22 protein-coding genes are annotated in these 26,237 nt (G+C 70.7%); 10 read left to right on the forward strand and 12 right to left on the reverse strand.

All coding sequences use genetic code 11. From position 1 onward, the window contains the following. Positions 1-41: 41 nt before the first annotated feature. Positions 42-1,706: an alpha-amylase family protein gene (locus tag B7W94_RS15885; protein ID WP_085607602.1), complete on the reverse strand. Its 1,665-nt coding sequence runs from the start codon at positions 1,704-1,706 to the stop codon at positions 42-44. Next, entirely contained in the window at positions 1,703-2,668 is a 966-nt protein-coding gene (locus tag B7W94_RS15890; RefSeq protein ID WP_085607604.1) for a TIGR03885 family FMN-dependent LLM class oxidoreductase, read from the reverse strand. The genes B7W94_RS15885 and B7W94_RS15890 overlap by 4 nt, the downstream gene beginning before the upstream one ends. A 103-nt stretch (positions 2,669-2,771) precedes the next feature. Here B7W94_RS15890 and B7W94_RS15895 point away from each other — a divergent pair, with 103 nt between their 5' ends. Both B7W94_RS15895 and B7W94_RS18165 read left to right on the forward strand, forming a co-directional pair. After that, positions 2,772-3,197, forward strand: coding sequence for a GIY-YIG nuclease family protein (locus tag B7W94_RS15895; protein WP_062634439.1), 426 nt, complete (start codon positions 2,772-2,774; stop codon positions 3,195-3,197). A 111-nt stretch (positions 3,198-3,308) separates the two neighbouring features. Further along, a complete protein-coding gene (locus tag B7W94_RS18165; protein ID WP_172400139.1) occupies positions 3,309-3,482 on the forward strand; it encodes a hypothetical protein in 174 nt (57 codons plus the stop codon). Positions 3,483-3,542: 60 nt separating this feature from the next. Here the strand turns inward: B7W94_RS18165 and B7W94_RS15900 are convergent, their stop codons facing one another. From B7W94_RS15900 to zapE, 4 genes are all read right to left on the reverse strand, one after another. Continuing rightward, positions 3,543-3,929: an SPW repeat domain-containing protein gene (locus B7W94_RS15900; RefSeq protein WP_025103550.1), complete on the reverse strand. Its 387-nt coding sequence runs from the start codon at positions 3,927-3,929 to the stop codon at positions 3,543-3,545. Between the two features lie 83 nt (positions 3,930-4,012). Continuing rightward, complete coding sequence (locus B7W94_RS18280; protein WP_025103551.1) at positions 4,013-4,606, reverse strand: type II toxin-antitoxin system PemK/MazF family toxin; 594 nt, start codon at positions 4,604-4,606, stop codon at positions 4,013-4,015. 19 nt (positions 4,607-4,625) lie between these two features. Continuing rightward, entirely contained in the window at positions 4,626-5,864 is a 1,239-nt protein-coding gene (locus B7W94_RS15910) for an ammonium transporter (RefSeq protein WP_025103552.1), read from the reverse strand. Between the two features lie 134 nt (positions 5,865-5,998). Next, a complete protein-coding gene (zapE, locus tag B7W94_RS15915) occupies positions 5,999-7,036 on the reverse strand; it encodes a cell division protein ZapE (protein ID WP_085607606.1) in 1,038 nt (345 codons plus the stop codon). Between the two features lie 144 nt (positions 7,037-7,180). Here zapE and B7W94_RS15920 point away from each other — a divergent pair, with 144 nt between their 5' ends. Together B7W94_RS15920 and B7W94_RS15925 are read left to right on the forward strand one after the other, a co-directional pair. Beyond that, positions 7,181-8,074: a sulfurtransferase gene (locus B7W94_RS15920; RefSeq protein ID WP_025103554.1), complete on the forward strand. Its 894-nt coding sequence runs from the start codon at positions 7,181-7,183 to the stop codon at positions 8,072-8,074. Between the two features lie 18 nt (positions 8,075-8,092). After that, positions 8,093-8,524: a SufE family protein gene (locus tag B7W94_RS15925; protein ID WP_025103555.1), complete on the forward strand. Its 432-nt coding sequence runs from the start codon at positions 8,093-8,095 to the stop codon at positions 8,522-8,524. On the opposite strand, the gene B7W94_RS15930 is transcribed toward B7W94_RS15925, so the two are convergent. Then, positions 8,508-9,665, reverse strand: coding sequence for an alpha/beta hydrolase family protein (locus B7W94_RS15930; protein WP_085607608.1), 1,158 nt, complete (start codon positions 9,663-9,665; stop codon positions 8,508-8,510). The two genes, B7W94_RS15925 and B7W94_RS15930, sit on opposite strands and share 17 nt — an antisense overlap. 25 nt (positions 9,666-9,690) lie before the next feature. Here B7W94_RS15930 and B7W94_RS15935 point away from each other — a divergent pair, with 25 nt between their 5' ends. The 4 genes from B7W94_RS15935 (at position 9,691) to B7W94_RS15950 (ending at position 14,875) form a co-directional block, all read left to right on the forward strand. Next, a complete protein-coding gene (locus B7W94_RS15935) occupies positions 9,691-10,272 on the forward strand; it encodes a DUF3000 domain-containing protein (protein ID WP_025103557.1) in 582 nt (193 codons plus the stop codon). Continuing rightward, positions 10,265-11,458, forward strand: coding sequence for a ribonuclease D (locus B7W94_RS15940; RefSeq protein ID WP_085607610.1), 1,194 nt, complete (start codon positions 10,265-10,267; stop codon positions 11,456-11,458). Before B7W94_RS15935 ends, B7W94_RS15940 begins: the two co-directional genes overlap by 8 nt. Positions 11,459-11,531: 73 nt before the next feature. Further along, positions 11,532-12,737, forward strand: a complete 1,206-nt coding sequence (locus B7W94_RS15945; protein WP_071328680.1) for a thiolase family protein — start codon at positions 11,532-11,534, stop codon at positions 12,735-12,737. After that, the gene (locus B7W94_RS15950) at positions 12,734-14,875 is read left to right on the forward strand and encodes a 3-hydroxyacyl-CoA dehydrogenase NAD-binding domain-containing protein (RefSeq protein WP_085607612.1); all 2,142 of its coding nucleotides are present in this window, start codon (positions 12,734-12,736) and stop codon (positions 14,873-14,875) included. The genes B7W94_RS15945 and B7W94_RS15950 overlap by 4 nt, the downstream gene beginning before the upstream one ends. Here B7W94_RS15950 and B7W94_RS15955 read toward each other — a convergent pair whose 3' ends face one another. The 3 genes from B7W94_RS15955 to B7W94_RS15965 are packed head-to-tail and all read right to left on the reverse strand — an operon-like array spanning position 14,876 to position 19,077. Beyond that, positions 14,876-16,540, reverse strand: coding sequence for a GMC oxidoreductase (locus B7W94_RS15955; protein WP_085607614.1), 1,665 nt, complete (start codon positions 16,538-16,540; stop codon positions 14,876-14,878). Next, positions 16,530-17,444: a YegS/Rv2252/BmrU family lipid kinase gene (locus B7W94_RS15960; RefSeq protein ID WP_025103562.1), complete on the reverse strand. Its 915-nt coding sequence runs from the start codon at positions 17,442-17,444 to the stop codon at positions 16,530-16,532. Before B7W94_RS15960 ends, B7W94_RS15955 begins: the two co-directional genes overlap by 11 nt. 1 nt (position 17,445) lies before the next feature. Continuing rightward, the gene (locus tag B7W94_RS15965) at positions 17,446-19,077 is read right to left on the reverse strand and encodes an FAD-binding oxidoreductase (RefSeq protein WP_253247456.1); all 1,632 of its coding nucleotides are present in this window, start codon (positions 19,075-19,077) and stop codon (positions 17,446-17,448) included. A 20-nt stretch (positions 19,078-19,097) separates the two neighbouring features. Between B7W94_RS15965 and B7W94_RS15970 the strand changes: the two genes are divergently transcribed. Further along, positions 19,098-19,706, forward strand: a complete 609-nt coding sequence (locus tag B7W94_RS15970) for a TetR/AcrR family transcriptional regulator (protein ID WP_085607616.1) — start codon at positions 19,098-19,100, stop codon at positions 19,704-19,706. Next, positions 19,703-21,145, forward strand: coding sequence for a glycerol-3-phosphate dehydrogenase/oxidase (locus B7W94_RS15975; protein WP_085607618.1), 1,443 nt, complete (start codon positions 19,703-19,705; stop codon positions 21,143-21,145). Before B7W94_RS15970 ends, B7W94_RS15975 begins: the two co-directional genes overlap by 4 nt. Before the next feature lie 28 nt (positions 21,146-21,173). Here B7W94_RS15975 and dxs read toward each other — a convergent pair whose 3' ends face one another. Both dxs and B7W94_RS15985 read right to left on the reverse strand, forming a co-directional pair. Next, complete coding sequence (dxs, locus tag B7W94_RS15980) at positions 21,174-23,114, reverse strand: 1-deoxy-D-xylulose-5-phosphate synthase (protein WP_085607620.1); 1,941 nt, start codon at positions 23,112-23,114, stop codon at positions 21,174-21,176. 155 nt (positions 23,115-23,269) lie between these two features. Then, complete coding sequence (locus B7W94_RS15985) at positions 23,270-26,149, reverse strand: aconitate hydratase (protein WP_172400140.1); 2,880 nt, start codon at positions 26,147-26,149, stop codon at positions 23,270-23,272. Positions 26,150-26,237 lie beyond the last annotated feature (88 nt).

A 26,237-nucleotide genomic window follows, 5' to 3' on the forward strand; every position in this document is an offset into this window, starting at 1 on the left:
CGAAGGCCCCGATCATCCGGGGCCTTCGGTGTTTCCACCGGTCACAGGACCCTGCCGTCCCCCGGGCGCGAGACCCGCAGCCACCGATAGCCGTACGCGGGAAGCTCCAGCTCCACCCCGCCGTCGTCGTCGAGGGGCACGCGCCGCGCGTCGAGGAGGTCGACCAGGGTCGTGCCCGCGGGCTCCTCCCCCAGTCGGAACCGCGTCGTCGCCGGCCGTTCCGCGAAGTTGTGGACGGCGATCGTGCGCCCGACATCCGCCTCCAGGGAGTGCACCAGCAGGGCGTCCTGCGGCTGATCGATGACGCGGAACATCCCCCACCCGAGCTCGGGAGACACCCGGTAGCGCGCGGTCAGGTCGCGGATGAAGTGGAGCAACGATCCCCGGTCCTCGAGCTGCGCGGCGGCGTTCACGTGCGTGGGCGCGTACCCGTCCGTCGGCACCGGCGCGACCAGCCGGGAGGGACGCGCATCCGAGAAGCCGCCATTGCGATCCGCCGACCACTGCATCGGGGTACGCACGGCCTGCCGCCCCTCGACGGCGATGTTCTCCCCCATCCCGATCTCCTCGCCGTAGAACAGCACCGGCGTTCCGGGGAGGGTGAAGAGCAGGCTGTAGGCCATCCGGATCCTCCGCGGATCGCCTTCCAGCATCGGCGGGAGGCGCCGGGTGATCCCGCGCCCGAACACCCGCTGCCGCTCGTCCGGCGCGAAGGCCTCGAAGACCTCCTGGCGCTCGGCGTCGCTCAGCTTGTCGAGGGTGAGCTCGTCGTGGTTCCGGAGGAAGTTCGCCCATTGCACCTCGGGCCCGAGGACCGGGCGGGCCGTGAGCGCCTCGACGAGCGGCGCGGGATCGCGGCGGGCGAGCGACAGATAGAGCGCCTGCATCGCCACGAAGTCGAACTGCATGGTCAGCTCATCGCCGTGCGCACCCCCGAAGTACGCCCGCTGCTCCTCGTACGGCAGGTTGACCTCGCCCAGCAGGATCGCCTCACTGGACCGCCGCTGCAGGAAGCGCCGCATGTCGCGCAGCAGCTCGTGCGGGTCGGGGAGTTCGGACGTCGTCGGGACCTCGAGGAGGAACGGCACCGCATCGACCCGGAACCCCGAGATGCCGAGCTGCAGCCAGAACCCGATCACCTTCGCGATCTCATCTCGGACCACGGGGTTGGCGATGTTGAGGTCGGGCTGGTGCTCGTAGAAGCTGTGCTGGTACCACTGCCCCGACTTGTCGTCCTTCGTCCAGATCCCGTCGGCCTGCCCGGGGAACACCGTGTTCTTCTCGCCCTTCGGCGGTGCATCGTCCCGCCACACGTAGTAGTCGCGATAGGGCGAGTCGACGCTGCGGAGCGCCGCGCGGAACCACGGGTGACGGTCGGAGGTGTGGTTGACGACGAGGTCGACGATCACGCGGATGCCGCGGTCGCGGGCGGTGCGGATCACCTCCACGAGGTCGCCGTGGGTGCCCAGACGAGGGTCCACGCCGTAGAAGTCGCTGACGTCGTAGCCGTCGTCGAGGTCGGGCGAGGGATAGAACGGCATGAGCCACAGGCACGTCACACCGAGCTGCGACAGGTAGTCGATCCGCTGCGCGAGGCCGCGGAGGTCGCCGACGCCGTCGCCGTCCGCGTCCAGGAAGGTCTCCACGTCGAGGCAGTAGACGACGGCCGTCTTCCACCACAGGTCGCTCGTGTCGGTGATCTTCATGTGCGCTCCCTCAGGGCGGGCAGGATCTCGGAGGCGGCCGCCTTCAGGAACCCGGTCTGCTCGCGGCCCACGTGGTGCAGGTAGATCCGGTCGAAGCCGACACCGACGAGCTCCGCCAGTCGTCCCGCGAGGGAACGGGCATCATGATCGACGAGGACCGCCTCGCGCAGCCCCGTCTCGTCGACCTCGCCCACCGCCGCGTCGAAGTCCTCCGGCTGCTCGATGTTCCATGCGAGCGGCGGGGTGACGACCCCCTGCCGCCACTGCTCCTTCGCGGTCGCGTACGCCTCGGCGTCGTCGGCGCCCCAGCTCACGTGGGTCTGCAGGATGCACTGCCCCTGTCCCCCGGCCGAGCGGTAGGCCTCGACCACCCTCCGGAGCGCGGACGGCTCCTGGGCGACGGTCGCGAGCCCGTCCGCCCACCCGGCCGCCCACTCCGCGGTCTCCGGGCTGACGGCGGTGGCGAAGAGGGGTGGCGGCTGCGCCGGTCGGGTCCAGATCCGCGCGCGGTGCACGCGCACGAGACCGTCATGGTCGACCTCCTCTCCGGCCAGCAGCCGGCGGATCACGTCCACGCTCTCGCGCAACCGCGCGTTCCGGACGTCCTTGGCGGGCCAGACGTCGCCGGTCACGTGCTCGTTCATGGCTTCCCCGCTGCCGAGCGCGGCCCAGAACCGTCCGGGGAACATCTCCTCCAGCGTCCCGAAGGCCTGAGCGACGATCGCCGGGTGGTATCGCTGTCCCGGCGCGTTGACCATGCCGATCGGGAAGCGGGTGCGGGCCAGCGCCGCGGCGATCCAGCTGAACGCGAATCCCGACTCCCCCTGCTCGGGCAGCCACGGGGCCAGGTGATCGGAGCACATCGCCCCGTCGAAGCCGGCCCACTCCGCGCTGACGACCGCGTCGAGCAAGGCGCCGGGCGGGATCTGCTCATGGGAGGCGTGGAATCCGATGAAGACCATAGGCCGAGTCTGGCAAGCGACGACGCCCCACGGCAGTGGTTGACAGAAGCGCCGGGTACTGGCAGGTACGGCCGATGTCCGAGGGCGGACGTAGGCTGCACCGGTGCCGAAACCCCGCCTTCTCCCCGGACCCTGCCCGCTCTGCGGCGGTCTCACCGGGCTGCGGACGGACGATGCCTGGCACTGCGCGCTCTGCGGCTGGCGCTACGGGGACTCCCCCGACCCCGACCTGCCGTTCCCGCGGATCGACGTCGTGTACTACCTCCGGTACGACCGCAGGGTGAAGATCGGCACGAGCAGGCAGCCACGGCGCAGACTCGCGAGCATCCGTCATGACGAGCTCCTCGCCTTCGAACGGGGCGACCGGGTGCGCGAACAGCAGCGTCACCGCGAGTTCGCCTCCGCGCGCGAAGGCGGCGAATGGTTCACCCTGACGCCCGAGATCGGCGCTCACATCGCCCGCTTGCAGCAGGACGGCGACCCCTGGCACCAGTACGCCCGCTGGCTCAGCGCCGCTCTCCGGGGCTGAGCCGCCTATCACCACGCGCCGGATCGCACCAGGGGATCCCGTCCTTCGCGGACGGCAGGCAGACTCGCCGATGAACGGGCGCACCCGGCGCCCCGCGTGAGAGGACCGGACATGAACGGACGAGAGAACATCCCCGCCGACGACGTCAGCGCGCAGGATCCGCTCGCCGGCGACGGGAGCGGCGACCCGAACAGCGACCGCCAGTTCCTGCAGGATCTGCCTCCCGCCCAGGTCGACACCGAGCAGCAACAGGAGCATCAGGCCGAGGCCGACCACGAGGAGTAGTCCTCGCGACGACGAGGGGCGACCGGATCGGCATCCGGTCGCCCCTCGTCGTGTCCGGCGTCAGGCAGTCGCGGCGCGTCCGCGGGTGCTCTGCGGCTGCGGCTGGGAGAACAGCACGACGACGATGACGGCGGCACCGACGACGACGTGCGGGAGCCAGACGTTCAGCGCCTCGCCCGCGAAGCCGAACAGCCACGGCGACAGGGCGAGGAAGAGGCTCGCGACGATGTCGAAGACGAGGTGCACGGGCATGGGGATCAGACCGAACGGACCCCACTCGTACTTCGTGAAGAGGCTGTAGACGATGAGGCCGACGCCGAGGACGATCGGGATGACGACGGGGGCTCCGCCCATGCCGGCGAAGCCGAAGAGCCAGGGCGCGGCGATCAGAGCGATTCCGACGACGTAATCGAGAACTCCATGGACCTTGGTCGGGATGAAACGCATGATTCCTCCTTGGGTGCCGCCGGCGGCGACTCACAGGAAGGTTCGGAGCCCTGCCCCCATCGGATGGGAACGCGGCATCCGCCTCAGCTCTGCGCCCACCCGTATCGCCGCTGGAGCGCCGCAGCGACCCGGGCGTACCGGGTACGGTCCAGGGCCGCTGCCTCCCGGCGGAGACCACGCTCGTGGACGCTGTAGAGCTGTTCGATGTCGACCCAGGACTCGCGGCCCTGCCCGTCCCACTCCCCGCTCCCGATCGAGAGGTAGTCGCGGTCGCCGTCGTGCGGCCGGCTGGTCATCCGCACCGCGTACACCCGTTCGGAGGACTGCCGCCCGATCACCAGCACCGGTCGGTCCTTTCCTCGGCCGTCGTTCTCCTCGTACGGCACCCAGGTCCAGACGACCTCGCCCGCATCCGGGGCCCCGTCCCGCTGCGGCGCGTAGGACACGCGGACGGCCGGCATGCGCCCGGCATCGAGCCGCACGGTCTCGGTCCCGCGGGCGCGTCCCGGCTCGACGCCGGCATCCGATGCCGACCGCCGCTCGCGCTCCTCGGCCGTCCGCAGACGCGCGTCCGGGCGCCGCGGACCGGGAGAGGTCCGCGACGCCCGGGGGGAGCCCACTGCTCGGCGCAGGAGATCCGCGAGTGTCTTCAGGATGCCGTTGCTGGTCGTGCCCACACGGTCACCCTAACCGTCGTCACGCGTTCGCGAGAGCGTAGCCCTCCTCGCCGTGGACGACCTGGTCGACACCGGCGATCTCGTCCTCGTTCGTGATGCGGAACCCGATCGTCTTCTGGATCACGAAGCCGATCACCCAGGCGACCACGAAGGAGTAGATCAGCACGCCGGCGGCGGCGATCACCTGGACGGCGAGCTGGCGGGCGTCGCCGCCGACGAACAGGCCGGTGCCGGTGGCGAAGAAGCCGAGGTACACGGTGCCGATGAGACCGCCGACGAGGTGGATGCCGACCACGTCGAGCGAGTCGTCGAAGCCGAGGCGGAACTTCAGCTCCACTGCGAGGGCGCAGACGATGCCGGCGACCGCGCCGAGCAGGAGGGACCACCCGGGGGTGAGGTTGGCGCACGCCGGGGTGATCGCCACGAGACCCGCCACCGCACCGGAGGCGGCTCCGACCGAGGTGGGCTTGCCGTCCTTGATGCGCTCGATGAGGATCCAGCCGAGGATCGCCGCCGCCGTCGCGCCGAGCGTGTTCAGGCCGATGAGGCCGACGCCGCCCATGTCCTCGGCGAGCCACTCCGCACCGGCGTTGAAGCCGAACCAGCCGAACCACAGCAGGGCGGCGCCCAGCAGCGTCAGCGGCACGTTGTGCGGCTTGAGGATGCCCTTCTGGAAGCCGATGCGCTTGCCGAGCACCAGGGCGAGGGCCAGCGCCGCGGCGCCCGCGTTGATGTGCACCGCGGTGCCGCCGGCGTAGTCGATCACGCCGATGCCGCTGTCCTCGCCGAACAGGGTGGTGCCGAGGTTCATGATCCAGCCACCGCCCCAGACCCAGGCAGCGACCGGGAAGTATCCGACCGTGGCGAAGACGCCCGCGAAGATCAGCCAGCTGCCGAACTTCGCCCGATCGGCGATCGCCCCGGAGATGAGGGCGACGGTGATGATCGCGAAGGTGGCGCCGTACGCGACGCTGAGGAGGGCGACGTTCGACCCCTCACCCGAGGCGAGGCTGGACAGGCCGATGTCCGCGAACGGGTTGCCCGCGAAGGCCGTCGGGCTGTCCACGGCGCTCATCGAGAAGCCGAAGAGAATCCACAGCACGGCGACGAGTCCGATCGAGCCGAAGCTCATCATCATCATGCTGACGACGCTCTTCGCCTTGACGAGACCGCCGTAGAAGAACGCGACGCCGGGCGTCATGAGCAGCACCAGTGCCGTCGCGGTGATCGCCCACGAGATGTTGCCGGGAGCATCCATAGGAAAACCTCACATCCGAAGTAGTTGAGAGCTTCAGTGTGACCACGGGCGATTTCGCCCATGCGTGAGGTTTGTTTCCCCGCGGTTACAGCCCGGCTCCGCGTGTGAACATCGCGTTACGCGGGCCTGCGGGCTTACGCAGAATGCGTGAGCGCGTTGAGGCGGGAGATGGCGCGCAGGTACTTCTTGCGGTAGCCGCCGGCGAGCATCTCGTCGGAGAACACGGCGTCGAGCCCGAGGCCCGTCGCGAGGATCGGGATCTGGGCGTCGTAGACGCGGTCGACGAAGGCGACGAACCGCAGGGCCTCGGACTGGTCGGTGAGCTGGCGCACGCCCCGCAGCCCCACCCGGTACAGGCTGTCGATGAGCCGGATGTAGCGCGAGGGGTGCACCTGCGCCAGGTGCCGGATGAGGTCGTCGAACGCGTCGTCCGAGACGGCGCCGTCCGCCGCGGCGGCGTCCACGGCGGCGCTGTAGGCGGCATCGTCCAGCGCCACGGCGTGACCGTCGATCGCGCGCTGCCGGAAGTCGACGCCGTCGATGCGCAGGGTCTGGAAGCTGTCCGACATCGCGTGGATCTCGCGGAGGAAGTCCTGCGCGGCGAAGCGCCCCTCGCCGAGGGCGTTCGGCGGCGTGTTGGACGTGGCCGCGAGCCGGGTGCCGGTGGGTACGAGCTCCCCGAGCAGACGCGTCATGACCATGGTGTCGCCCGGGTCGTCGAGCTCGAACTCGTCGATGCAGAGCAGGTCGGCGCCCTTGAGGAGGTCGACGGTGTTCTTGTATCCGAGGGCACCCACCAGGGCGGTGTACTCGATGAACGAGCCGAAGTACTTCCGGCGCGCGGGCATCGCGTGGTAGATCGACGCGAGCAGATGGGTCTTGCCCACGCCGAAGCCGCCGTCGAGGTAGACGCCGGGCTTGAGCTCCGGCTCCTTCTTGGCCCGGCTGAACAGACCGCCGCGCTTGACGGGGGCGCCGCGTCCGGCGAAGCGGAGCAGCGTCTGCTTCGCCTCCTCCTGGGACGGGTAGGCGGGGTCCGCCCGGTAGCTGTCGAACGTGGCGTCGTCGAACTGCGGCGGCGGCACGAGGCTCGCGAGCATCTCGGGTCCGCTGACCGTCGGCGTACGCTCGGTGAGGTGGACGGTTCCGGTGCGGGTGGTCGGGTCGGTCATCACGGTCCTGAATCAGGCAACGGCCTGTGTCGAAGTCTTACGGATCGGGTCCCGGGGGCGCGCCGAGGATCTATCGTCGAAGGGACGGATCCACACTACGCCGTCCGCACCGCCCGCTCGCCCGCTCACCGCTACGGAGACCCCATGGCCATCGAGTTCGACTCCTCCTCCCCCAAGTTCGCCGAGTACGCCGAGCCCGGCCGCCTGGTGACGACCGAGTGGCTCGCCGCCCACCTGGGAGAGCCCGGCCTCGTGGTCGTCGAGTCGGACGAGGACGTCCTCCTCTACGAGACGGGCCACATCCCCGGAGCGGTAAAGGTGGACTGGCACACCGAGCTGAACGACCCGGTGGTGCGGGACTACGTCGACGGCGAGGGCTTCGCCGAGCTGCTCAGCCGCAAGGGCATCGCCCGCGACGACACGGTCGTGATCTACGGCGACAAGAACAACTGGTGGGCCGCCTACGCGCTCTGGGTGTTCTCCCTCTTCGGCCACGAGGACGTGCGCCTCCTCGACGGCGGTCGTGACCGCTGGATCGCGGAGGGCCGCGAGCTCACCCGCGAGGCGACGAACCGCCCCGCCACGGAGTACCCGGTGGTGGAGCGGGACGACACGGCCATCCGCGCCTACAAGGAGGACGTGCTCGCCCACCTCGGCAACCCGCTCATCGACGTGCGCTCGCCGGAGGAGTACAGCGGCGAGCGGACCACGGCGCCCGCCTACCCGGAGGAGGGGACGCTGCGGGCCGGCCACATCCCCACCGCGCAGAGCGTGCCGTGGGCGAAGGCGGTCGCCGAGGACGGCGGCTTTAAGAGCCGTGCGGAACTCGACGCCATCTACCGGGACGGCGCCGGGCTGCAGGACGGCGACGACGTCGTGGCCTACTGCCGCATCGGGGAGCGCTCGAGCCACACGTGGTTCGTGCTGAAGCACCTCCTCGGCTTCGAGAACGTCCGCAACTACGACGGCTCGTGGACCGAGTGGGGCAGCGCGGTGCGCGTCCCGATCGTCACGGGCACGGAGCCCGGCACCGTCTGAGGTGGGAGAATGGCGGGGATGAACGCCTCCGCCCTGCCCGAGACCCTCGCCGAGATCCGCGACGGATTCCTGGAGACCCCGGAATCGGACCGCCTGCTGCTGCTCCTGGAGTACGCGGACGAGCTGCCCGCCGTCTCCGACGAGGTGGCGGCGCATCCGGAGATGTGCGAGCGCGTCGCGGAGTGCCAGTCGCCGGTCTACATCTACGTCGAAGTCCACGACGACGTCGTGACCATGCACGCCACGGCTCCGGAAGAGGCGCCGACGACCCGGGGCTTCGCGAGCATCCTCGTGCAGGGGCTCACCGGGCTGACGGCGGACGAGGTGCTGGCGATTCCCGAGGACTACCCGCAGTCGATCGGGCTCACCAAGGCCGTGTCACCGCTGCGGATCGGCGGCATGACCGGCATGCTGATGCGCGCCAAGAACCAGGTCAGGCAGAAGCGCTGAGCCCCTGCGCCGCGAGCCACTCCGTGATCGCGGTGGTCCAGCCCTTCTCGTCGTAGTTCCAGAGCTTGGTGTGCCTCGCGACCGTGAAGCGCGGCATGGTGACGAGGGCCGGCCGCGCCTCCTGCAGGGCGTGCGAGGCGTCCGCGGGAACGAAGCCGTCGTCGTCGCTGTGCAGGATGAGGATCGGCGCGTGCAGTTCGTCGGCACGGGCGACCATGTCCAGGCGGTCGAACAGGATGGGTTCGTCCGCACCGCTGAGCTTCGCCGTGAGCGGCAGCTGCAGCGCCCCCATGGCGAGGGCGGGCAGGGGCTCGCGCACTCGGGCGACCCGCGCCTGGAAGCGCAGCACGGTGCGCCAGTCCACGACCGGCGACTCGAGGATGATGCCCGCGATGCGATCGCGATGGCCGGAGTTGACCGCAGCCTGCAGGGACACCGCCCCGCCCATGGACCAGCCCATCAGCACGACCCGCTCGGCGCCGTGACGCAGCGCGTAGGCGATCCCGGCGTCCACGTCGCGCCACTCCGACGCCCCGAGGGCATAGGCGCCCGCTCTGGTGCGCGGGGCCTCGCCGTCGTTGCGGTAGGACACGACGAGAGTGGGCAGCCCCGCCGCGTGCATCACCGGCACGGCACGGAGGCATTCGGCCCTGGTCGTGCCCCGACCGTGCACCTGGATGACCCAGGTCGAGGAGTCCCCGGGGAAGAACCATGCGGGGCACGGTCCGGCCGGAGAGCCGATGAGCACGTTCTCCCAGCGCAGGTGCAGCTCGCTCGGCGACGTGTAGTAGCTGCCGCTGAAGGACGCACCTCGGTCCACCCTGGCGCCGGGTTCGATCTTCGTGAGGAGCTTGCGCCGCACCGTCGTGCCGTCGGCGCTGAGGACGGCACCGAGCTTGACGTAGCCGTAGGTGCCCGTCGTGAACAGGCCGTATCGTCCCGGGAGCTCGGTGTCGAGCGTGCGGCGGAGCTCGATCGTCTGAGCGCCGGTGTCGATCGCGAGGATCTCGGTGTCCTGGATGCGGCTTCGCAACGGGGTGACGACCCGGCGCGCCACCACGATCACGAGGACCCCGACGGCGGCGCCCACAGCGAGGAGCGCGGGGACAACGATCGCAACGGCGTGCCTGAGACTCTTCATCGCCTTCCGACTCTAGCCTGTTGCCGTGACCGCACACCCCGAGGCCGGGACGCCCTTCGACGCCGCCGTCGCCGAACTGCGCGCGACCGCGTTCCGCGACGACATCGCGGTCCGTGAGATCCCCACGCCCCAGAATCTGGCCCCCTTCGCGATCGCCCTGTCCGCCGACGTCCGCCCGGGCGAGGACGGCGACTCCGTGTACGGGACCGGACGGTTCATCCTGCTGCACGATCCGGACGAGCCGGATGCCTGGGGCGGCGCCTGGCGCATCGTGATCTTCGCCCAGGCGCCGCTCGAGACCGAGATCGGCACCGACCCCCTGCTCGCCGACGTCACCTGGTCATGGCTCGTGGACGCGCTGGATTCCCGGGACGCGATCTACCACTCCCCGTCCGGCACGTCGACGAAGACGCTGTCGAAGGGATTCGGGGGCCTCGCCGACGAGGGCGACGGCGCACAGATAGAATTGCGGGCGTCCTGGACTCCGGAGGGCCCGTTCCGACCGCACGTCGAAGCATGGGCCGAGCTGGTCGGAATGCTGGCGGGGCTTCCGCCGGGTTCCGAGGGCATCGCCGTGATCGGCGCGCGAAAGGCTGTACGTGACTGAATACTCCGTGATCTCCGAAACTGAGGAGTTCCGTGCCGCCTGCGCTGCGCTCGCCGCAGGCACCGGGCCGGTCGCCGTCGATGTGGAGCGGGCGTCCGGCTTCCGCTACTCGCAGCGGGCCTATCTGGTCCAGGTCTTCCGGCGCGAGGCCGGGGTGTTCCTGTTCGACCCGCCCGCGATCGGCGACTTCGCTCCCCTGCAGGAGGCCATCGGCGACGTCGAGTGGGTGCTCCACGCGGCCAGCCAGGACCTCCCGTCGCTGCGCGAGCTGCACCTGGAGCCGAAGGAGATCTTCGACACCGAGCTCGCGTCCCGCCTGCTCGGTCACGACCGGGTGGGTCTGGCCGCCGTCGTCGAGGACACGCTCGGCATCACCCTGAAGAAGGAGCACTCGGCGGCCGACTGGTCGACCCGTCCGCTGCCCGACTCCTGGCTGGACTATGCCGCGCTCGACGTGCTGCACCTCGTCGACGTCCGCGACGCCCTCGTCGCCGAGCTCGAGGAACAGGGCAAGACCGCGTTCGCCGCGCAGGAGTTCGCCGCCACCCTGGCGCGCGCGCCGAAGGCCCCGCGCGAAGACCCCTGGCGGCGGCTGAGCGGGCTCCACCAGGTGCGCGGCGCCCGCAACCTCGCCGTCGCCCGCGCCCTATGGGAGGCGCGCGAGATGTACGCGCAGCAGCAGGACATCTCGCCCGGGCGCCTCGTTCCCGACCGCTCCCTCGTCGCCGCGGTCCTCGCCAACCCCGCCTCCAAGCAGGCTCTCGCGGGGGTCAAGGAGTTCCAGGGTCGCGCGAGCCGCACCCAGCTCGACCGGTGGTGGCAGGCGATCGTCGACGGCCGTGCCGCCGAGACGCTGCCGCGCGAGCGTGTGCCCAGCGACGCGCTCCCGCCGCCCCGCGCCTGGGGCGACCGCAACCCGGAGGCGGACGCCCGTCTGAAGGCCGCCCGTCCCGCCGTCGAGGCCGTCGCGGAGGAGCTGGGCATGCCCACCGAGAACCTCCTCACGCCCGAGTACCTGCGCCGGGTCGCCTGGGACGGCCCTGGGACGACGGCGGAAGAGGTCGGCGCCGCGCTCTCCGCGCTCGGAGCCCGCCCCTGGCAGGTTGAACAGACTGCACAGAAGATCGCCGACGCCTTTGTAGAGGCGGCGCAATCGCCGGACACCACGTCCGCGACCGCTTCGTAGGTTCGATCCAACCGATTCCTCCCGGTTTCCGGCCGTTCATAGACTGAGGCCACCGCACTAACTTGGAGGCAGAGTGGCCGAGATCTCGGACGTCTTCTTCGTCGATGGAGTGCGCACCCCCTTCGGGCGCGCCGGCGAAAAGGGCATGTACTGGAACACCCGCGCGGATGACCTCGCCGTGAAGGCGACCATCGGCCTGATGGAGCGCAACGCGGCCGTACCGGCGGACCGCATCGACGATGTCGCCATCGCCGCGACGAGCCAGACCGGCGACCAGGGGCTCACCCTCGGGCGGTCGGTGGCGATCCTCGCCGGACTCCCCCAGACCGTCCCCGGACTCGCGGTGGAGCGCATGTGCGCCGGCGCGATGACGAGCGTGACGACCATGGGCGCCTCGATCGGCGTGGGCATGTACGACCTCGCCCTGGCGGGCGGTGTCGAGCACATGGGGCACCACCCGATCGGCGCGAACGCCGACCCCAACCCGCGTTTCGTGGCGGAGAAGATGGTCGACCCCGGAGCCCTCAACATGGGCGTCACCGCGGAGCGCATCTTCGACCGCTTCCCGCACCTCACCAAGGAGCGCTCCGACCGCTACGGCATGCGCAGCCAGCAGAAGGTGCAGGCCGCCTATGACGCCGGCAAGATCCAGCCGGATCTCGTGCCGGTCGCGATCAAGGGCGCCGACGGCGCCTGGGGCCTGGCCACCGAGGACGAGGGCCGCCGTCCGCAGACCACGATGGAGGACCTCGCCGGCCTCAAGACGCCGTTCCGTCCGCACGGCCGCGTCACCGCCGGAACGTCTTCGCCGCTCACCGACGGCGCGACGATGTCGCTGCTCGCCGGCGGCAGCGCCGTCAAGGAGCTCGGCCTCGCGCCGAAGATGCGGATGGTCTCGTTCGCCTTCGCCGGCGTGCAGCCGGAGATCATGGGCATCGGCCCGATCCCGTCGACCGAGAAGGCGCTCAAGAAGGCCGGCCTCGACATCTCCGACATCGGTCTGTTCGAGCTCAACGAGGCGTTCGCCATCCAGGTCATCTCCCTCCTCGATCACTTCGGCATCGACGACGACGACCCCCGGGTGAATCCGTGGGGCGGCGCGATCGCGGTCGGCCACCCGCTGGCCGCTTCCGGCGTCCGGCTCATGATCCAGCTCGCGGCGCAGTTCGCGGAGCGCCCCGACGTGCGCTACGGCCTGACGGCGATGTGCGTCGGTCTCGGCCAGGGCGGCTCGGTCATCTGGGAGAACCCGCACTACGACGGAAAGAAGAAGAAGTGAGCTACGACGACGTCGACTTCTCGCCCATCCAGGCGCTCACCGAGGGAGAGGTCGTCACGCACTCCCCCGTGCGCGACATCCGCCTCGCGTCGGGCAAGGTCCTCGCCCTGATCACGCTGGACAACGGTCGTGACCACACCCGTCCGAACACCCTGGGTCCGGCCACCCTCACCGAACTCGGCGCGACGCTGGACGGCCTCAGGGCCCGCGCGGCGGCCGGCGAGATCCAGGCGGTCGGCATCACCGGCAAGCAGTACATCATGGCCGCCGGCGCCGACCTCTCGGACATCAGCAAGGTCGGTTCGCGTGACAACGCGCGGCTGATCGCCCAGCTCGGCCACAAGGTGCTCGGGAAGCTGAGCGAGCTCGGCGTGCCGTCGTTCGCGTTCGTGAACGGCCTGGCGCTCGGCGGCGGGCTGGAGATCGCCCTGAACTCCACGTACCGGACGGTCGACGCCTCGGCCGCGGCCGTGGCACTGCCCGAGGTCTTCCTCGGCATCATCCCCGGGTGGGGCGGCGCCTACCTCCTGCCGAACCTCATCGGCATCGAGAACGCCCTCGAGGTGGTCATCTCCAACCCGCTCAAGCAGAACCGCATGCTGAAGCCGCAGCACGCCTTCGACCTGGGCATCTTCGACGCCATCTTCCCCGCGGCGAACTACCTCGAGAACTCGCTCGCCTGGGCGGACGCGGTCCTCGGCGGCACGAAGGTCGTGCGCAAGAACGAGCCGGGCAAGATCGAGCGCCTCACCAAGTGGCCGATCGCCATCAAGATGGCGCGGGGCATGCTGGAGTCGAAGATCGGCACCGTGCCGAAGTCGCCGTACGCGGCTCTCGAGCTGCTCGACAAGGCGAAGAGCGGCACCAAGGCGGAAGGCTTCGCCCGGGAGGACGAGGCCCTGGCGGAACTGGTGACCGGCGATCAGTTCGCCGCGTCGATGTACGCCTTCGACCTCGTGCAGAAGCGCGCGAAGCGTCCGGTCGGCGCCCCTGACAAGGAGCTCGCGAAGAAGGTCACCAAGGTCGGCATCATCGGTGCGGGTCTCATGGCCAGCCAGTTCGCGCTGCTGTTCGTGCGCAAGCTCCAGGTGCCCGTGCTGATCACCGACCTCGACCAGGCGCGCGTCGACAAGGGCGTCGCCTACATCCACGAGGAGATTGGCAAGCTGGAGGCCAAGGGCCGCGTGGACGCGGACACCGCGAACAAGCTGCGCGGTCTCGTCACCGGCACGACCGACAAGAGCCTCTACGCGGACTGCGACTTCGTCATCGAGGCGGTCTTCGAAGAGGTCGGCGTCAAGCAGCAGGTCTTCGGCGAGATCGAGAAGATCATCGCGGAGGACGCGGTGCTCGCCACGAACACCTCGTCGCTCTCGGTCGAGGAGATCGGCGCGGAGCTCGCCCACCCGGAGCGGCTCGTCGGCTTCCACTTCTTCAACCCGGTCGCGGTCATGCCGCTGATCGAGATCGTGAAGACGCCGACGACCGCCGACACCGCCTTGTCGACGGCGTTCGTCGTCGCCAAGAACCTCGGCAAGAACGCGGTGCTCACCGCCGATGCCCCGGGCTTCGTGGTGAACCGTCTGCTCGCGAAGGTCATGGGCGAGGCGGCGCGCGCCGTCTACGAGGGCACCCCGATCGCCGACGTCGAGAAGGCGTTCGCGCCGCTCGGCCTGCCGATGGGCCCCTTCCAGCTCATCGACCTCGTCGGCTGGAAGGTCGCCGCGCACGTGCAGGACACCATGGTGCGCGCGTTCCCCGACCGGTTCTACGCCAACGAGAACTTCCATGCCCTGGCCGAGCTCGACCAGGTCGTCGAGAAGGACAAGGGCGGCCGTGTGGTCGGCTGGACGAAGCAGGCCGAGAAGGTCCTGGCGCCCGCCGTCGGCAAGAGCCCGGCGTCGGCGGCCACGATCCTGCAGCGCGTGCAGGATGGACTCGCGACCGAGATCAAGCTGATGCTCGACGAGGGCGTGGTGCCGGAGGTCGAGGACATCGACCTGTGCCTCATCCTCGGCGCCGGCTGGCCGTTCATCGATGGTGGGGCGTCGCCGTACCTCGACCGCGAGGGGGCCTCCGAGCGCGCATTCGGCGGCTCCTTCCACACCCCGCAGATCCGCGGTATCCAGAACCGCTGATCAGCTCTCCGCAGGGGGTCGCGCCGTGGGCGCGGCCCCCTGCGTCGTCCGCGGCGCCGGACGGGTATCCGGCTCGCCGCGGCGCGGCCAGTGCGACAGCGCGTGCTCCGCGAGGGCGGTGATGGTCAGGGACGGGTTCACTCCCGGATTCGCCGGCACAGCAGCGCCGTCGACGACGTGCAGCCCGGGGTGCCCCCAGACGCGCTGATACTCGTCCACGACACCCTCCTCCGGCGCACCGGAGATCACCGCTCCCCCGAGGAAGTGCGCGGTGAGCGGGATCCCGAAGACCTCGGGCCAGGAGCCGCGCGCCGCCGTGGGCACCCCGCCCTCGCGCTGCAGACGCGCGGCGATGGCTCGGGCGGCGCGGTGCGCCTCGGGCAGGTGGCTGGGGTTCGGCGCGCCATGCCCCTGGGCACTCGTGAGCCGCGTCCGCCCGAGGCGACGCCGCAGGGACAGGGTGAGCGAGTTGTCGGCCGTCTGCATGACGAGCGCGATGATCCCCCGTTCGCTCCAGCGCCGGAGGGAGGCGAGGCGGAGGGCCTGCACGGGTCGGCGCAGCACCTGCCCCGCGAGTGCGGCGAGGCGCCCCGGCAAGGCGCGGTCGCCGGGGACCAGCACGGTGGCGAGAGCGCCCATGAGGTTGGATCCCGGACCGTAGCGGACGTTCTCGACATGGGTGCGGTCGTCCACGTGGAATGAGGTGGTGATCGCCACGCCCCGCGCCAGCTCCACCCGCTCCGGCACCCGGACGGCGACGGCACCGTCCAAGGCCTCCGAGTTCGTCCGGGTGAGCCGGCCCACCGCGTCGGAGATCCGCGGAAGCGCGCCCGACGCCTTCATCCGATGGAGGAGCTGCTGGGTGCCCCAGGTCCCCGCCGCCAGCACGACCTCTCGCGCGATGACGGTCTGCTCACGCCGCCGGAACCAGGCACCACTGCGTCGTGACGTGACCGAGAAGCCGCCGTCCGGCAGCTCGCGCACCTCGGTGACGGTGCGCAGCGGCTCGATGACCGCCCCGCGGCGCTCGGCCAGGGCGAGGTAGTTCTTCACGAGGGTGTTCTTCGCGCCGACGCGGCAGCCGACCATGCAGTTCCCACAGAGCGTGCAGCCTGTGCGCTCGGGGCCCTCCCCGCCGAAGAACGGATCAGCGACACGCTTCCCCGGTTCCCCGAACCACACGCCGACGGGTGCGCGGCGGAACGTCGAGCCCACCCCGAGGTCCTCGGCGGCTCCGGCCATGATCCGCTCGACCGGTCCGTCGTGCGGATAGCGGTCCACCACGCCGAGCATGCGCCGGGCTGTGGCATAGTGCGGGGCGAGCGCGGTGCGCCAGTCCCGGATCGATGCCCACTGCGGGTCGGCGAAGAACGCCGCGCCCGGTTCGTACAGCGTGTTGGCGTAGTTGAGCGACCCCCCGCCCACTCCCGCACCGGCGAGGATCATGACGTGCGGAAGCCGATGGATGCGCTGCACCCCGAAGCACCCGAGCGCCGGGACCCAGAGGTAGCGACGCACGTCCCAGCTGGTCTTCGCGAAGTCCTCGTCGGCGAATCGCCGCCCGGCCTCGAACACGCGGACGCGGTAGCCCTTCTCTGTGAGCCGGAGGGCCGCGACGGAGCCGCCGAAGCCCGAACCGACGATGACGACGTCCTCATCGAACATGCGCGTCCCTCCGCTCCACCCGGGTCATGACGGTCAGCGCGCCCGCGCGGATCGAGATCGTGCAGGTCTCCTCGCCGACACGCTCGCCGTCCGCGTAGGCCACGAGACCCGGGGCGGCGACGGTGACCGTGCGGGCCCGGACGTGCCGCACCTCCCGGCGCGCCAGGTGCGTCCCGCGCAGGAGGAGCGGGAACAGTCGCACCAGGCGGAGGCGGCCGAGGGGACCCACGGCGACGATGTCGAGGACGCCGTCGTCCGGGGCGGCGCCGATGCACACCGGCATACCCCCGCCGTAGCTCGCGGTGTTCCCGACCGCGACGAGCGTGCCGGGTGCCGCCGTCTCAGGGCCGTCATCGACGCGGATCGTGAAGTCGAACGGACGCAGCCGGACGAGCTCGACCAGCAGCGCGAGGTAGTACCGCAACGCGCCGGAGGGCCAGCGGAGGCGGTTGGTGCGATCGCTCACCCGGGCATCGAAGCCCAGCGCCGCCACGGTGAGGAACAGCGAGGTGCCCGTCGCGGTCCGCACCTCGCCGATGTCGATGGCACGGGGCACGCCGGTCAGCGCGAGTTCCACGGCCTCCGACACGTCCGCACGCGGCAGCCCGAGCGCGCGCGCCAGGTCGTTTCCGGTCCCGGCGGGAACCACCGTCACCGGGACACCCGCCGCACACACGACCTCGAGGATGCCCGAGAGGGTGCCGTCGCCGCCCACGACGACGAGTCCGTCCGGTCCCGCGTCCAGGGCCACCGCGGCCAGCCGCCTCGTGTCGGCAGCCGAACGCCCGGCGTACACGCGCACGTCCGCCCCGCGCCGTCGGAGGTGAGCGAGCGCGTCGTCCGCGACCCGCTGCCCGCGGCCCTTGCCGGACAGCGGGTTCGACAGCACCGCGATGTGCCCCATCTCAGACGGTCGTCCCGATCGGGACATCGGCGAGGACGGCGCCCGGGTTCATGATGCCGCGGGGATCGAGCTCCCGCTTCACGGCAGTGAGGATCCGCATGCCGGTGTCCCCGATCTCCTCCGCGAGCCACGGGGCGTGATCGCGACCCACGGCGTGATGGTGGCTGATGGTCCCGCCGTTCGCGAGGATCGCGTCGTTCACTTTCCCTTTCACGAGCGCCCACGCGCCGAGGGGGTCCCGTCGCAGGCCGGCGAGGACCGTGAAGTAGAGGGAGGCGCCCGTCGGATACACGTGGGAGACATGGCACATGATGTATGAGCGGGCATCCGCCGCGTCGAAGCCGTCCCGCAGGGCCGCCTCGACCGCTTCCTTCAGAGTGCGCAGGTTCGACCAGGTCGTCGCGGTCTCCAGCGTCTCGCAGAACACCCCGGCGTCGAGCAGAGCGTCGCGCAGGTACGGACCGTCGAATCGTCCCGCCGCCCAATCCTCCGCGTCGCCGGTGCCGGCACTGCGGCCGCCTGCCGCAGCGAGGATCGCGGCGGTCCGGTCCCGGCGGCCGGCGGCGTCCTCGCCCTCGAACACCGTCACGACGCCGGCTCCCTTGGCGAGGGCCTTCCCGATCCGGCCGACCTGGGCGAGGCTCACCGCGGTCTCCGCTTCGTCGGAGAGCCGGATGACCGTGGGACCCGCACCCTGCTGCACCACCCGCCGCAGCGCATCGGCGCCGCGGTCGAAGTCCGGGAAGGTCCACGACTCGAAGATCCGGACCGTCGGCACCGGATGCACCCGGACCCGGACCTCGGTGATCACGCCGAAGATCCCCTCGGAGCCCAGGAAGAGGCGGACGAGGTCGGGACCGGCGGCCGATCCCGGTGCGCGGCCGAGGTCGAGGTCCCCCGTGGGCGTCGCGACCCGGATCCCCGTCACCATCGCGTCGAAACGCCCGTTGCCCGCGGAGTTCTGTCCGGAGGATCGGGCGGCGGCGAAACCGCCGATCGTGGCGTAGCGGAAGCTCTGCGGGAAGTGCCCGAGCTCGAACCCGTGGACGCCGAGCAGCGCTTCGGCCTCCGGTCCCGTCGTGCCCGCCGCGAGAGTCGCCTGACCACTGAGCGGGTCGAGGTGGAGCAGCCCGGAGAGTCGACGCAGGTCCAGGCTGACGACGGCACGATGCCGGCCGGTCTCCGGATCCAGCGCACCGACCACGCTCGTTCCTCCGCCGAACGGGATGACGGCGATCCCGCGCTCCCCCGCCAGAGCGAGGCAGGCGCGCACGGCGTCGTGGTCCGCAGGGAACACCACGGCGTCGGGCGCATCCTGCTCGGGATGCCGTCGTCGCAGAAGGTCGGGTGTGGAGCGTCCTCCGGCGTGCCGGAGGCGCACTGACGTCGTGACGTCCACCGCATCGGGGCCGACCACCGCCGCCAGCGCGTCGCGATCCTCCGCGGTCAGTCGCGAGGGCCGCACCCGCACGTCATCCAGCGCCGGCGGACGGGGCGGACGGGGAACGCGGCCCAGCAGCAGGGGCAGCAGGCCGCGCACTGCGAGCGGAAGGTCTTTCGCCCGGTCCGGATCGCCCCAGCCGTTCCAGCGCATCTCGGGCCTGTCGGCCCCTCTGCCGTTCGCCTGCTCCATGGGTTACAGTGTGACACATCATGGAAGAACGTCAACCGCTCGCCGTGCGCTCGGAGATCCTCGCGCCGACCTGGGACGCCACGCAGCGCCGGGCGCTCGACGCCGCCGACGAGCTGCTCGTCCGCGCCGGTGTCCACGGGGTGACGATCGCCGCCCTCGCGCGTCGTTCCGGTCTCAGCCGGCCCACCATCTACCGGACGTGGCGGGATGCCGATGACGTCGTCCGATCCGCGCTCCTCCGGCGGGTCGCCGACCTCCTCAGCCGGTTCCCCGCGACGACCGGCTCCCGAGACGCGCTCGTTGCGGACGTGCTGCGGTTCACCTCCCTGTTCCGGGCCGACCCCGTGTACGGCCACCTCCTCGACGAGGAACCCGAGGCGTTCACGCGCTACACCCTGCACCGGGTGGGGTCCAGCCAGCGACTCATCCTCCAGTGGCTCGCCGACGCGATCGCGGCGGCGCAGGCCCAGGGCTCGGTACGCGCGGGTGATCCCGGCGAGATCGCCGTCATGCTGCTCCTGATCGCCCAGTCCGCCGTGCTGTCGCACGGCACGGTGGCCGACCTCATCGACGAGAAGGCCTGGGAACGCGAGCTCCGCGCCGCGCTGGACGGCCACCTCCGGCCATGACCTCCGCCCCGACCGCCCTCCACGCGGCCCGCCGCCGAAGCGATCTCGCCGCCGCGGCGGACGGCACCTGCGACGTCCTCGTGGTCGGCGGCGGGATCACCGGGGCGGGCGTGGCCCTGGACGCCGCGTCGCGCGGTCTCCGGGTGACCCTGATCGAGGCGGAGGACCTCGCCTTCGGGACGAGCCGGTTCAGCTCGAAGCTCGTCCACGGCGGCCTGCGGTACCTCGCGACGGGCGACGTGGCGACGGCGCGCGAGAGTGCGCGGGAGCGGCATCTCCTGATGTCGGTGATCGCGCCCCACCTCATTCGTCCGCTCGGACAGCTGCTCCCGTTCGCCCCCGGCGTGAGCGGCCGCCAGCGGGGGGCCGGGGCGGCGGGGATGGCGATGGGCGACCTCCTCCGGCTGCAGGCGCGCACGAGCGCGAAGACCCTCCCCGGGCCGCATCCCGTCGGGACCGCGAGGGCACTGCGCCTGTTCCCCGCCCTGAACCCCCGCGGACTGCGCGGCGGCATGGTCACGTACGACGGCCAGCTATCCGATGACGCCGCCCTCGTCGTCGCCGTCGCGCGTACGGCGGCCGGTCTCGGCGCGCGGATCCTCACCAGGGTCCGCGCCGAGCGGCTGCACGCGGACGGCGCTGCAGCGACGGACACGCTCACCGGCGAACGCATCGATATCCGGGCGCGGACCGTCATCAACGCCACCGGGGTTTGGGCGGCGACCCTCGACGACGGCCTCACCCTGCGCCCGAGCCGCGGCACCCACATCGTCCTGGACGCCGCGGATCTCGGCGATCCGGCCGCGGCGCTGACCATCCCGCTGGAAGGTTCCATCAGCCGCTACGTGTTCGCCCTGCCACAGCGCGCCGGGCGTGTCATCGTCGGTCTCACCGATGTCGACGCGCCGGGTCCCATCCCCTCCGTCGCCGAGCCCACCGAGGCCGAGATCGGCTTCCTCCTGGAGACACTGAACCGCCTGCTCGCGGTGCCGGTGGCGCGGGACCGCGTCCGCGGAGCCTTCGCCGGCCTCCGCCCGCTCGTCGACACCGGAGCGGCCGAGACCGCGGACGTCTCCCGTCGGCATCTCGTGCGCGCCTCCGCCTCGGGGGTGATCTCCGTGCTCGGCGGCAAGCTGACGACCTACCGGCGGATGGCCGAGGACGCCGTGGACCTGGCGGTGCGGCAGTACGGCCTCCGCGCCGGCCCCAGTGGCACCGCGACCCTGCGCCTGATCGACGATCCCGCACCGGGCGATGTCGTCGAGGGCGGCGCACTCTCCCGCGCCGCCGTCGAGCACGCTGTGCGTACGCAAGGCGCGATGACCGCAGCCGATGTGCTCGACCGCCGCACGCGGATCGGGCTCGTCTCCGACGACCGCGCCCGAGCCCTTCCGGCGGTGGAGCGGATCGTCGCCGAGACACTCGCCGACCTGCCCTGACGGGCAGCGGACGCCGGGGGATCCTCCGTCAGTGACGCTCGTGGAGCGGGAGCTCGATCGCGCCGGTCTCACCGGCGTGGCGGGCCTTCGGGATGCGGGTGCCCAGCACCTGCGCCACGACGTCCTGGGCGATCTTCGAGGCGGTGAGACCGGCGTCGGCGAGGATCTGATCGCGCGACGCGTGGTCGATGAACTCGTCGGGAAGGCCCAGCTCGTCCACCGCCGTGTCGGTCCCCGCCTCGCGGAGCACCTGCCGCACGCGGGTGCCGATGCCACCCACGCGGATGCCATCCTCGAGCGTGATCACCAGGCGATGCCGCGCCGCCAGCTCGACCACCGAGGGCTGCACCGGGATCGCCCACCGCGGGTCGATCACGGTGGCGCCGATGCCCTGGGCGCGCAGCCGGTCGGCCACGTCGAGAGCCAGCGCGGCGAACGGGCCGATGGCGACGATGAGGACGTCTTCGCCCTCGCCGCGCGCCAGCACGTCCACGCCGTCCGAGAGGCGCTCGAGCGCCGGCAGATCGGCCGAGACGTCGCCCTTCGGGAAGCGGATGACGGTCGGAGCGTCCTCGACGGCGACCGCTTCGTCCAGCGCCTCGGTCAGACGCGCACCGTCACGGGGCGCCGCGATGCGGATGTGCGGGACGATCTGCAGCATGGCCAGATCCCACATGCCGTGGTGGCTCGGGCCGTCGGGACCCGTGACGCCGGCCCGATCGAGCACGAAGGTCACGCCCGCGCGGTGCAGCGCGACGTCCATGAGCACCTGGTCGAACGCCCGTCCCATGAACGTGGCGTACACGGCGACGACGGGGTGCAGGCCGCCGTACGCGAGTCCGGCGGCCGAGGCCACCGCGTGCTGCTCGGCGATGCCGACGTCGTAGACACGGTCGGGGAAGCGCTCCGCGAAGGGGGCGAGGCCGGTGGGGCGGAGCATCGCCGCGGTGATGGCGATCACGTCCGAGCGGCGTTCCCCGACCTTCACGAGGGCGTCGGAGAAGACGTCGGTCCACCCGCGGCCGCCCGAGGACAGCGTCTCCCCCGTCGTCGGGTCGATCTTGCCGACCGCGTGGAACTGGTCAGCCTCATCGTCGCGGGCCGGCTGATACCCGCGGCCCTTCTCGGTGATCGCGTGCACGATGACGGGTGCGCCGTAGGACTTCGCCAGCTCCAGGGTCTCCAGCAGCGCCGGAAGATCGTGGCCGTCGACGGGACCGAGGTACTTGATGTCGAGGTTGGAGTACAGGGCCTCGTTGTTGGTGAACCGCGAGAGGAATCCGTGGGTGCCGCCGCGCACTCCGCGGAACACCGCTCGACCCACCGGCCCGAACGCGCGGAAGAGGCGATCGGACTTGTGGTGGAGGTCCTTGTACGCCGCCGCAGTGCGGACCCGGTTCAGGAAGCGGGACATGCCGCCGATGGTCGGCGCGTAGGAGCGGCCGTTGTCGTTGACGACGATCACGAGGTTGCGGTCGTTGTCGTCGGAGATGTTGTTCAGCGCCTCCCACGTCATGCCGCCGGTCAGCGCGCCGTCGCCGACGACCGCGACGACGTGTCGGTCCGCGCGGCCGGTGGCGGTGAGCGCTCGGGACACGCCGTCGGCCCAGCTCAGCGAGCTGGAGGCGTGAGAGGACTCGACGACGTCGTGCGGGCTCTCCGCACGCTGTGGGTAGCCCGCGAGCCCCTCCCGGACGCGCAGCTTCGAGAAGTCCTGGCGGCCGGTGAGGATCTTGTGGACATAGGACTGGTGGCCGGTGTCGAAGATGAAGGGGTCGTCCGGCGAGGAGAACACACGGTGCAGAGCGATCGTGAGCTCCACGACACCGAGGTTGGGACCGAGGTGCCCACCCGTCTGCGAGACGTTCTCGACGAGGAAAGCCCGGATCTCCGCAGCGAGTTCTTCCAGTTGCTCCGGCGAGAGCCGATCAAGATCGCGCGGTCCAGAGATGCTCGGAAGAATGGGCATCTGCGCCTCCTCACAGGCCTCGGCAGAGCGTCCGAACGGGTGCGGACGTCTTCCCGATCCTACCGCTCGGAGCCGGGAATCCCCCGAGGGCGGGAGACCCTTGACACGCCGAAGGGGCCCGTGTCCGTGGACACGAGCCCCTTCGTCGTCGCGGCTCAGACGAGCGAGCGCAGCACGTACTGCAGGATGCCGCCGTTGCGGTAGTAGTCCGCCTCACCGGGGGTGTCGATGCGGACGACCGCGTCGAACTCGACGGTCTGCTTGCCCTCGGGCGAGTGCTCGCTCGGGGTGGCGGTGACCTTGACCGTCTTCGGGGTGACGCCGTTGTTGAGCTCCTCGAGTCCCGTGATCGAGACGATCTCGGTGCCGTCGAGACCCAGCGACTCCCAGCTCTCGCCGGCGGGGAACTGCAGGGGGACGACGCCCATGCCGATGAGGTTGGAGCGGTGGATGCGCTCGAAGCTCTCCGTGATCACGGCCTTGACGCCCAGGAGGCTCGTGCCCTTGGCCGCCCAGTCGCGGGACGAGCCGGAGCCGTACTCCTTGCCGCCGAAGACGACGAGCGGGGTGCCCTGCTCGGCGTAGTTCATGCACGCGTCGTAGATGTACGACTGCGGGCCGCCCGGCTGCGTGAAGTCGCGGGTGTAGCCGCCCTCGACGACCTGCCCGTCGTTCACGGCCGAGACCATGAGGTTCTTCAGGCGGATGTTCGCGAAGGTACCGCGGATCATGACCTCGTGGTTGCCGCGGCGCGAGCCGAAGGAGTTGAAGTCCTTGCGGTCGACGCCGTGCTCCGTGAGGTACTGGGCCGCGGGGGTACCCGGCTTGATGTTGCCGGCCGGCGAGATGTGGTCGGTGGTGACCGAGTCGCCGAGCGTCGCCATGACGCGCGCACCTTCGATGTCCTTCACCGGGGTGAGCTCCATCGTCATGCCGTCGAAGTACGGGGCCTTGCGCACGTACGTCGACTTCTCGTCCCACTGGAACGTGTCGTCGTCCGGCGTGGGCAGGTTGCGCCAGCGCTCGTCACCGTCGAACACGGTGGCGTACTGCTTGATGAACTGGTCGCGCGAGATCGACGAGTCGACGATCTCCTGGACCTCGTCCGGCGACGGCCAGATGTCCTTGAGGAACACGTCGTTGCCGTCCGCGTCCTTGCCGAGCGCGTCGGTCTCGAAGTCGAAGTGCATCGAGCCGGCGAGGGCGTACGCGATGACCAGCGGCGGGCTGGCCAGGTAGTTCATCTTCACGTCCGGGCTGATGCGGCCCTCGAAGTTGCGGTTGCCCGAGAGGACGGCCGTGACCGCGAGGTCGTGCGAGTTGATCGCCTCGGAGACCTCTTCGATGAGCGGCCCGGAGTTTCCGATGCAGATGGTGCAGCCGTAGCCGACCGTGTAGAAGCCGAGGCCCTCGAGGTCCTTGTCCAGACCCGACTTCTCGTAGTAGTCGGTGACGACCTTCGAGCCGGGGCCGAGCGTGGTCTTCACCCACGGCTTCTGCTTGAGGCCCTTCTCCCGCGCCTTGCGGGCGAGGAGGCCGGCGGCGATCATCACCGACGGGTTGGACGTGTTGGTGCACGACGTGATGGCCGCCAGGGTGACGGCGCCGTTGTCGAGGATGTACTTCTCGCCCTCGGGAGTCGTGACCGGGACCGGGTTCGACACGTTCGCCGGCGCGCCGCTGCTGATGTGCACGGGACGCGTGGTCGGCTCCTCCTCGCCGGGGACCTGACCGGGGTCGGACGCCGGGAAGGAGTGCTTGGACTCGAGGTCGACGATGTCGTCGCTGGTCGACGCCGTGGCGTAGTTCAGGATGTCCTGCTCGAACTGCGTCTTCGCCTCGGAGAGGAGGATGCGGTCCTGCGGGCGCTTCGGGCCGGCGATGGACGGGACGACCGTGCCGAGGTCGAGCTCCATGTACTCGCTGAAGACCGGCTCGTGGGAGGCGTCGTGCCAGAGCTTCTGCTCCTTGGCGTAGGCCTCGACGAGCGCGACGGCCTCCTCGCTGCGGCCGGTGAGGCGCAGGTAGTCGAGGGTGACGTCGTCGATCGGGAAGATCGCGGCGGTCGAGCCGAACTCGGGCGACATGTTGCCGATCGTCGCGCGGTTGGCCAGCGGCACCGAGGCGACGCCCTCGCCGTAGAACTCAACGAACTTGCCGACGACGCCGTGCTTGCGCAGCATGTCGGTGATGGTCAGCACCACGTCGGTCGCGGTCACGCCGGCGGGGATCTCACCCGAGAGCTTGAAGCCGACGACGCGCGGGATGAGCATCGACACGGGCTGGCCGAGCATCGCGGCCTCGGCCTCGATGCCGCCGACGCCCCAGCCGAGCACGCCCAGTCCGTTGACCATCGTGGTGTGCGAGTCGGTGCCGACACAGGTGTCGGGGTAGGCCTGGAGGACGCCGCCGTTGGTGCGGTCGTAGATGACCTTCGCCAGGTGCTCGATGTTCACCTGGTGGACGATGCCGGTGCCGGGGGGCACGACCTTGAAGTCCTGGAACGCGGTCTGGCCCCAGCGGAGGAACTGGTACCGCTCGCCGTTGCGCTCGTACTCGATCTCGACGTTGCGCTCGAGGGCGTTCTCGGTGCCGAAGAGGTCGGCGATGACGGAGTGGTCGATGACCATCTCGGCCGGCGAGAGCGGGTTGATCTTGTTCGGGTCGCCGCCGAGCGCCGTGACGGCCTCACGCATCGTGGCGAGGTCGACGATGCAGGGCACGCCGGTGAAGTCCTGCATGACCACGCGCGCCGGCGTGAACTGGATCTCCGTGTTGGGCTCCGCGTTGGCGTCCCACGACCCGAGCGCCTCGATCTGCGCCTTCGTGACGTTCGCGCCGTCCTCGGTGCGAAGCAGGTTCTCCAGGAGGACCTTGAGGCTGAAGGGGAGCTTGTCGAAACCGGGCACCGTGTCGATGCGGAAGATCTCGTAGTCGGTGCTGCCGACCGTCAGGGTGCTCTTGGCACCGAAGCTGTTCACCGTGGACACGAATCCGTCTCCTTCTATTCGGATGGGAGCGACAGGCGCCTCCATCTTGCTCGCCGGTGCGGCCGCGCGGCTAGCAAGGGGGACCTAACCAGTCTGCTCCGCGCTGGTCACCGGCGAAAGCCCGTGATTTATC

It is taken from the genome of Microbacterium sp. LEMMJ01, assembly GCF_002114135.1.
Classification (GTDB): domain Bacteria; phylum Actinomycetota; class Actinomycetes; order Actinomycetales; family Microbacteriaceae; genus Microbacterium.

Coding starts and splice junctions, on each gene's coding strand:
- B7W94_RS15970 (WP_085607616.1), top strand. CDS start 19,098: ATGGAAGAACGTCAACCGCTCGCCGTGCGCTCGGAGATCCTCGCGCCG.
- B7W94_RS15930 (WP_085607608.1), bottom strand. CDS start 9,665: ATGAAGAGTCTCAGGCACGCCGTTGCGATCGTTGTCCCCGCGCTCCTC.
- B7W94_RS15925 (WP_025103555.1), top strand. CDS start 8,093: ATGAACGCCTCCGCCCTGCCCGAGACCCTCGCCGAGATCCGCGACGGA.
- B7W94_RS15900 (WP_025103550.1), bottom strand. CDS start 3,929: ATGCGTTTCATCCCGACCAAGGTCCATGGAGTTCTCGATTACGTCGTC.
- zapE (WP_085607606.1), bottom strand. CDS start 7,036: ATGACCGACCCGACCACCCGCACCGGAACCGTCCACCTCACCGAGCGT.
- B7W94_RS15920 (WP_025103554.1), top strand. CDS start 7,181: ATGGCCATCGAGTTCGACTCCTCCTCCCCCAAGTTCGCCGAGTACGCC.
- B7W94_RS15985 (WP_172400140.1), bottom strand. CDS start 26,149: ATGGAGGCGCCTGTCGCTCCCATCCGAATAGAAGGAGACGGATTCGTG.
- B7W94_RS18165 (WP_172400139.1), top strand. CDS start 3,309: ATGAACGGACGAGAGAACATCCCCGCCGACGACGTCAGCGCGCAGGAT.
- B7W94_RS15910 (WP_025103552.1), bottom strand. CDS start 5,864: ATGGATGCTCCCGGCAACATCTCGTGGGCGATCACCGCGACGGCACTG.
- B7W94_RS15960 (WP_025103562.1), bottom strand. CDS start 17,444: ATGGGGCACATCGCGGTGCTGTCGAACCCGCTGTCCGGCAAGGGCCGC.
- B7W94_RS15955 (WP_085607614.1), bottom strand. CDS start 16,540: ATGTTCGATGAGGACGTCGTCATCGTCGGTTCGGGCTTCGGCGGCTCC.
- B7W94_RS15975 (WP_085607618.1), top strand. CDS start 19,703: ATGACCTCCGCCCCGACCGCCCTCCACGCGGCCCGCCGCCGAAGCGAT.
- B7W94_RS15885 (WP_085607602.1), bottom strand. CDS start 1,706: ATGAAGATCACCGACACGAGCGACCTGTGGTGGAAGACGGCCGTCGTC.
- B7W94_RS15890 (WP_085607604.1), bottom strand. CDS start 2,668: ATGGTCTTCATCGGATTCCACGCCTCCCATGAGCAGATCCCGCCCGGC.
- dxs (WP_085607620.1), bottom strand. CDS start 23,114: ATGCCCATTCTTCCGAGCATCTCTGGACCGCGCGATCTTGATCGGCTC.
- B7W94_RS15965 (WP_253247456.1), bottom strand. CDS start 19,077: ATGGAGCAGGCGAACGGCAGAGGGGCCGACAGGCCCGAGATGCGCTGG.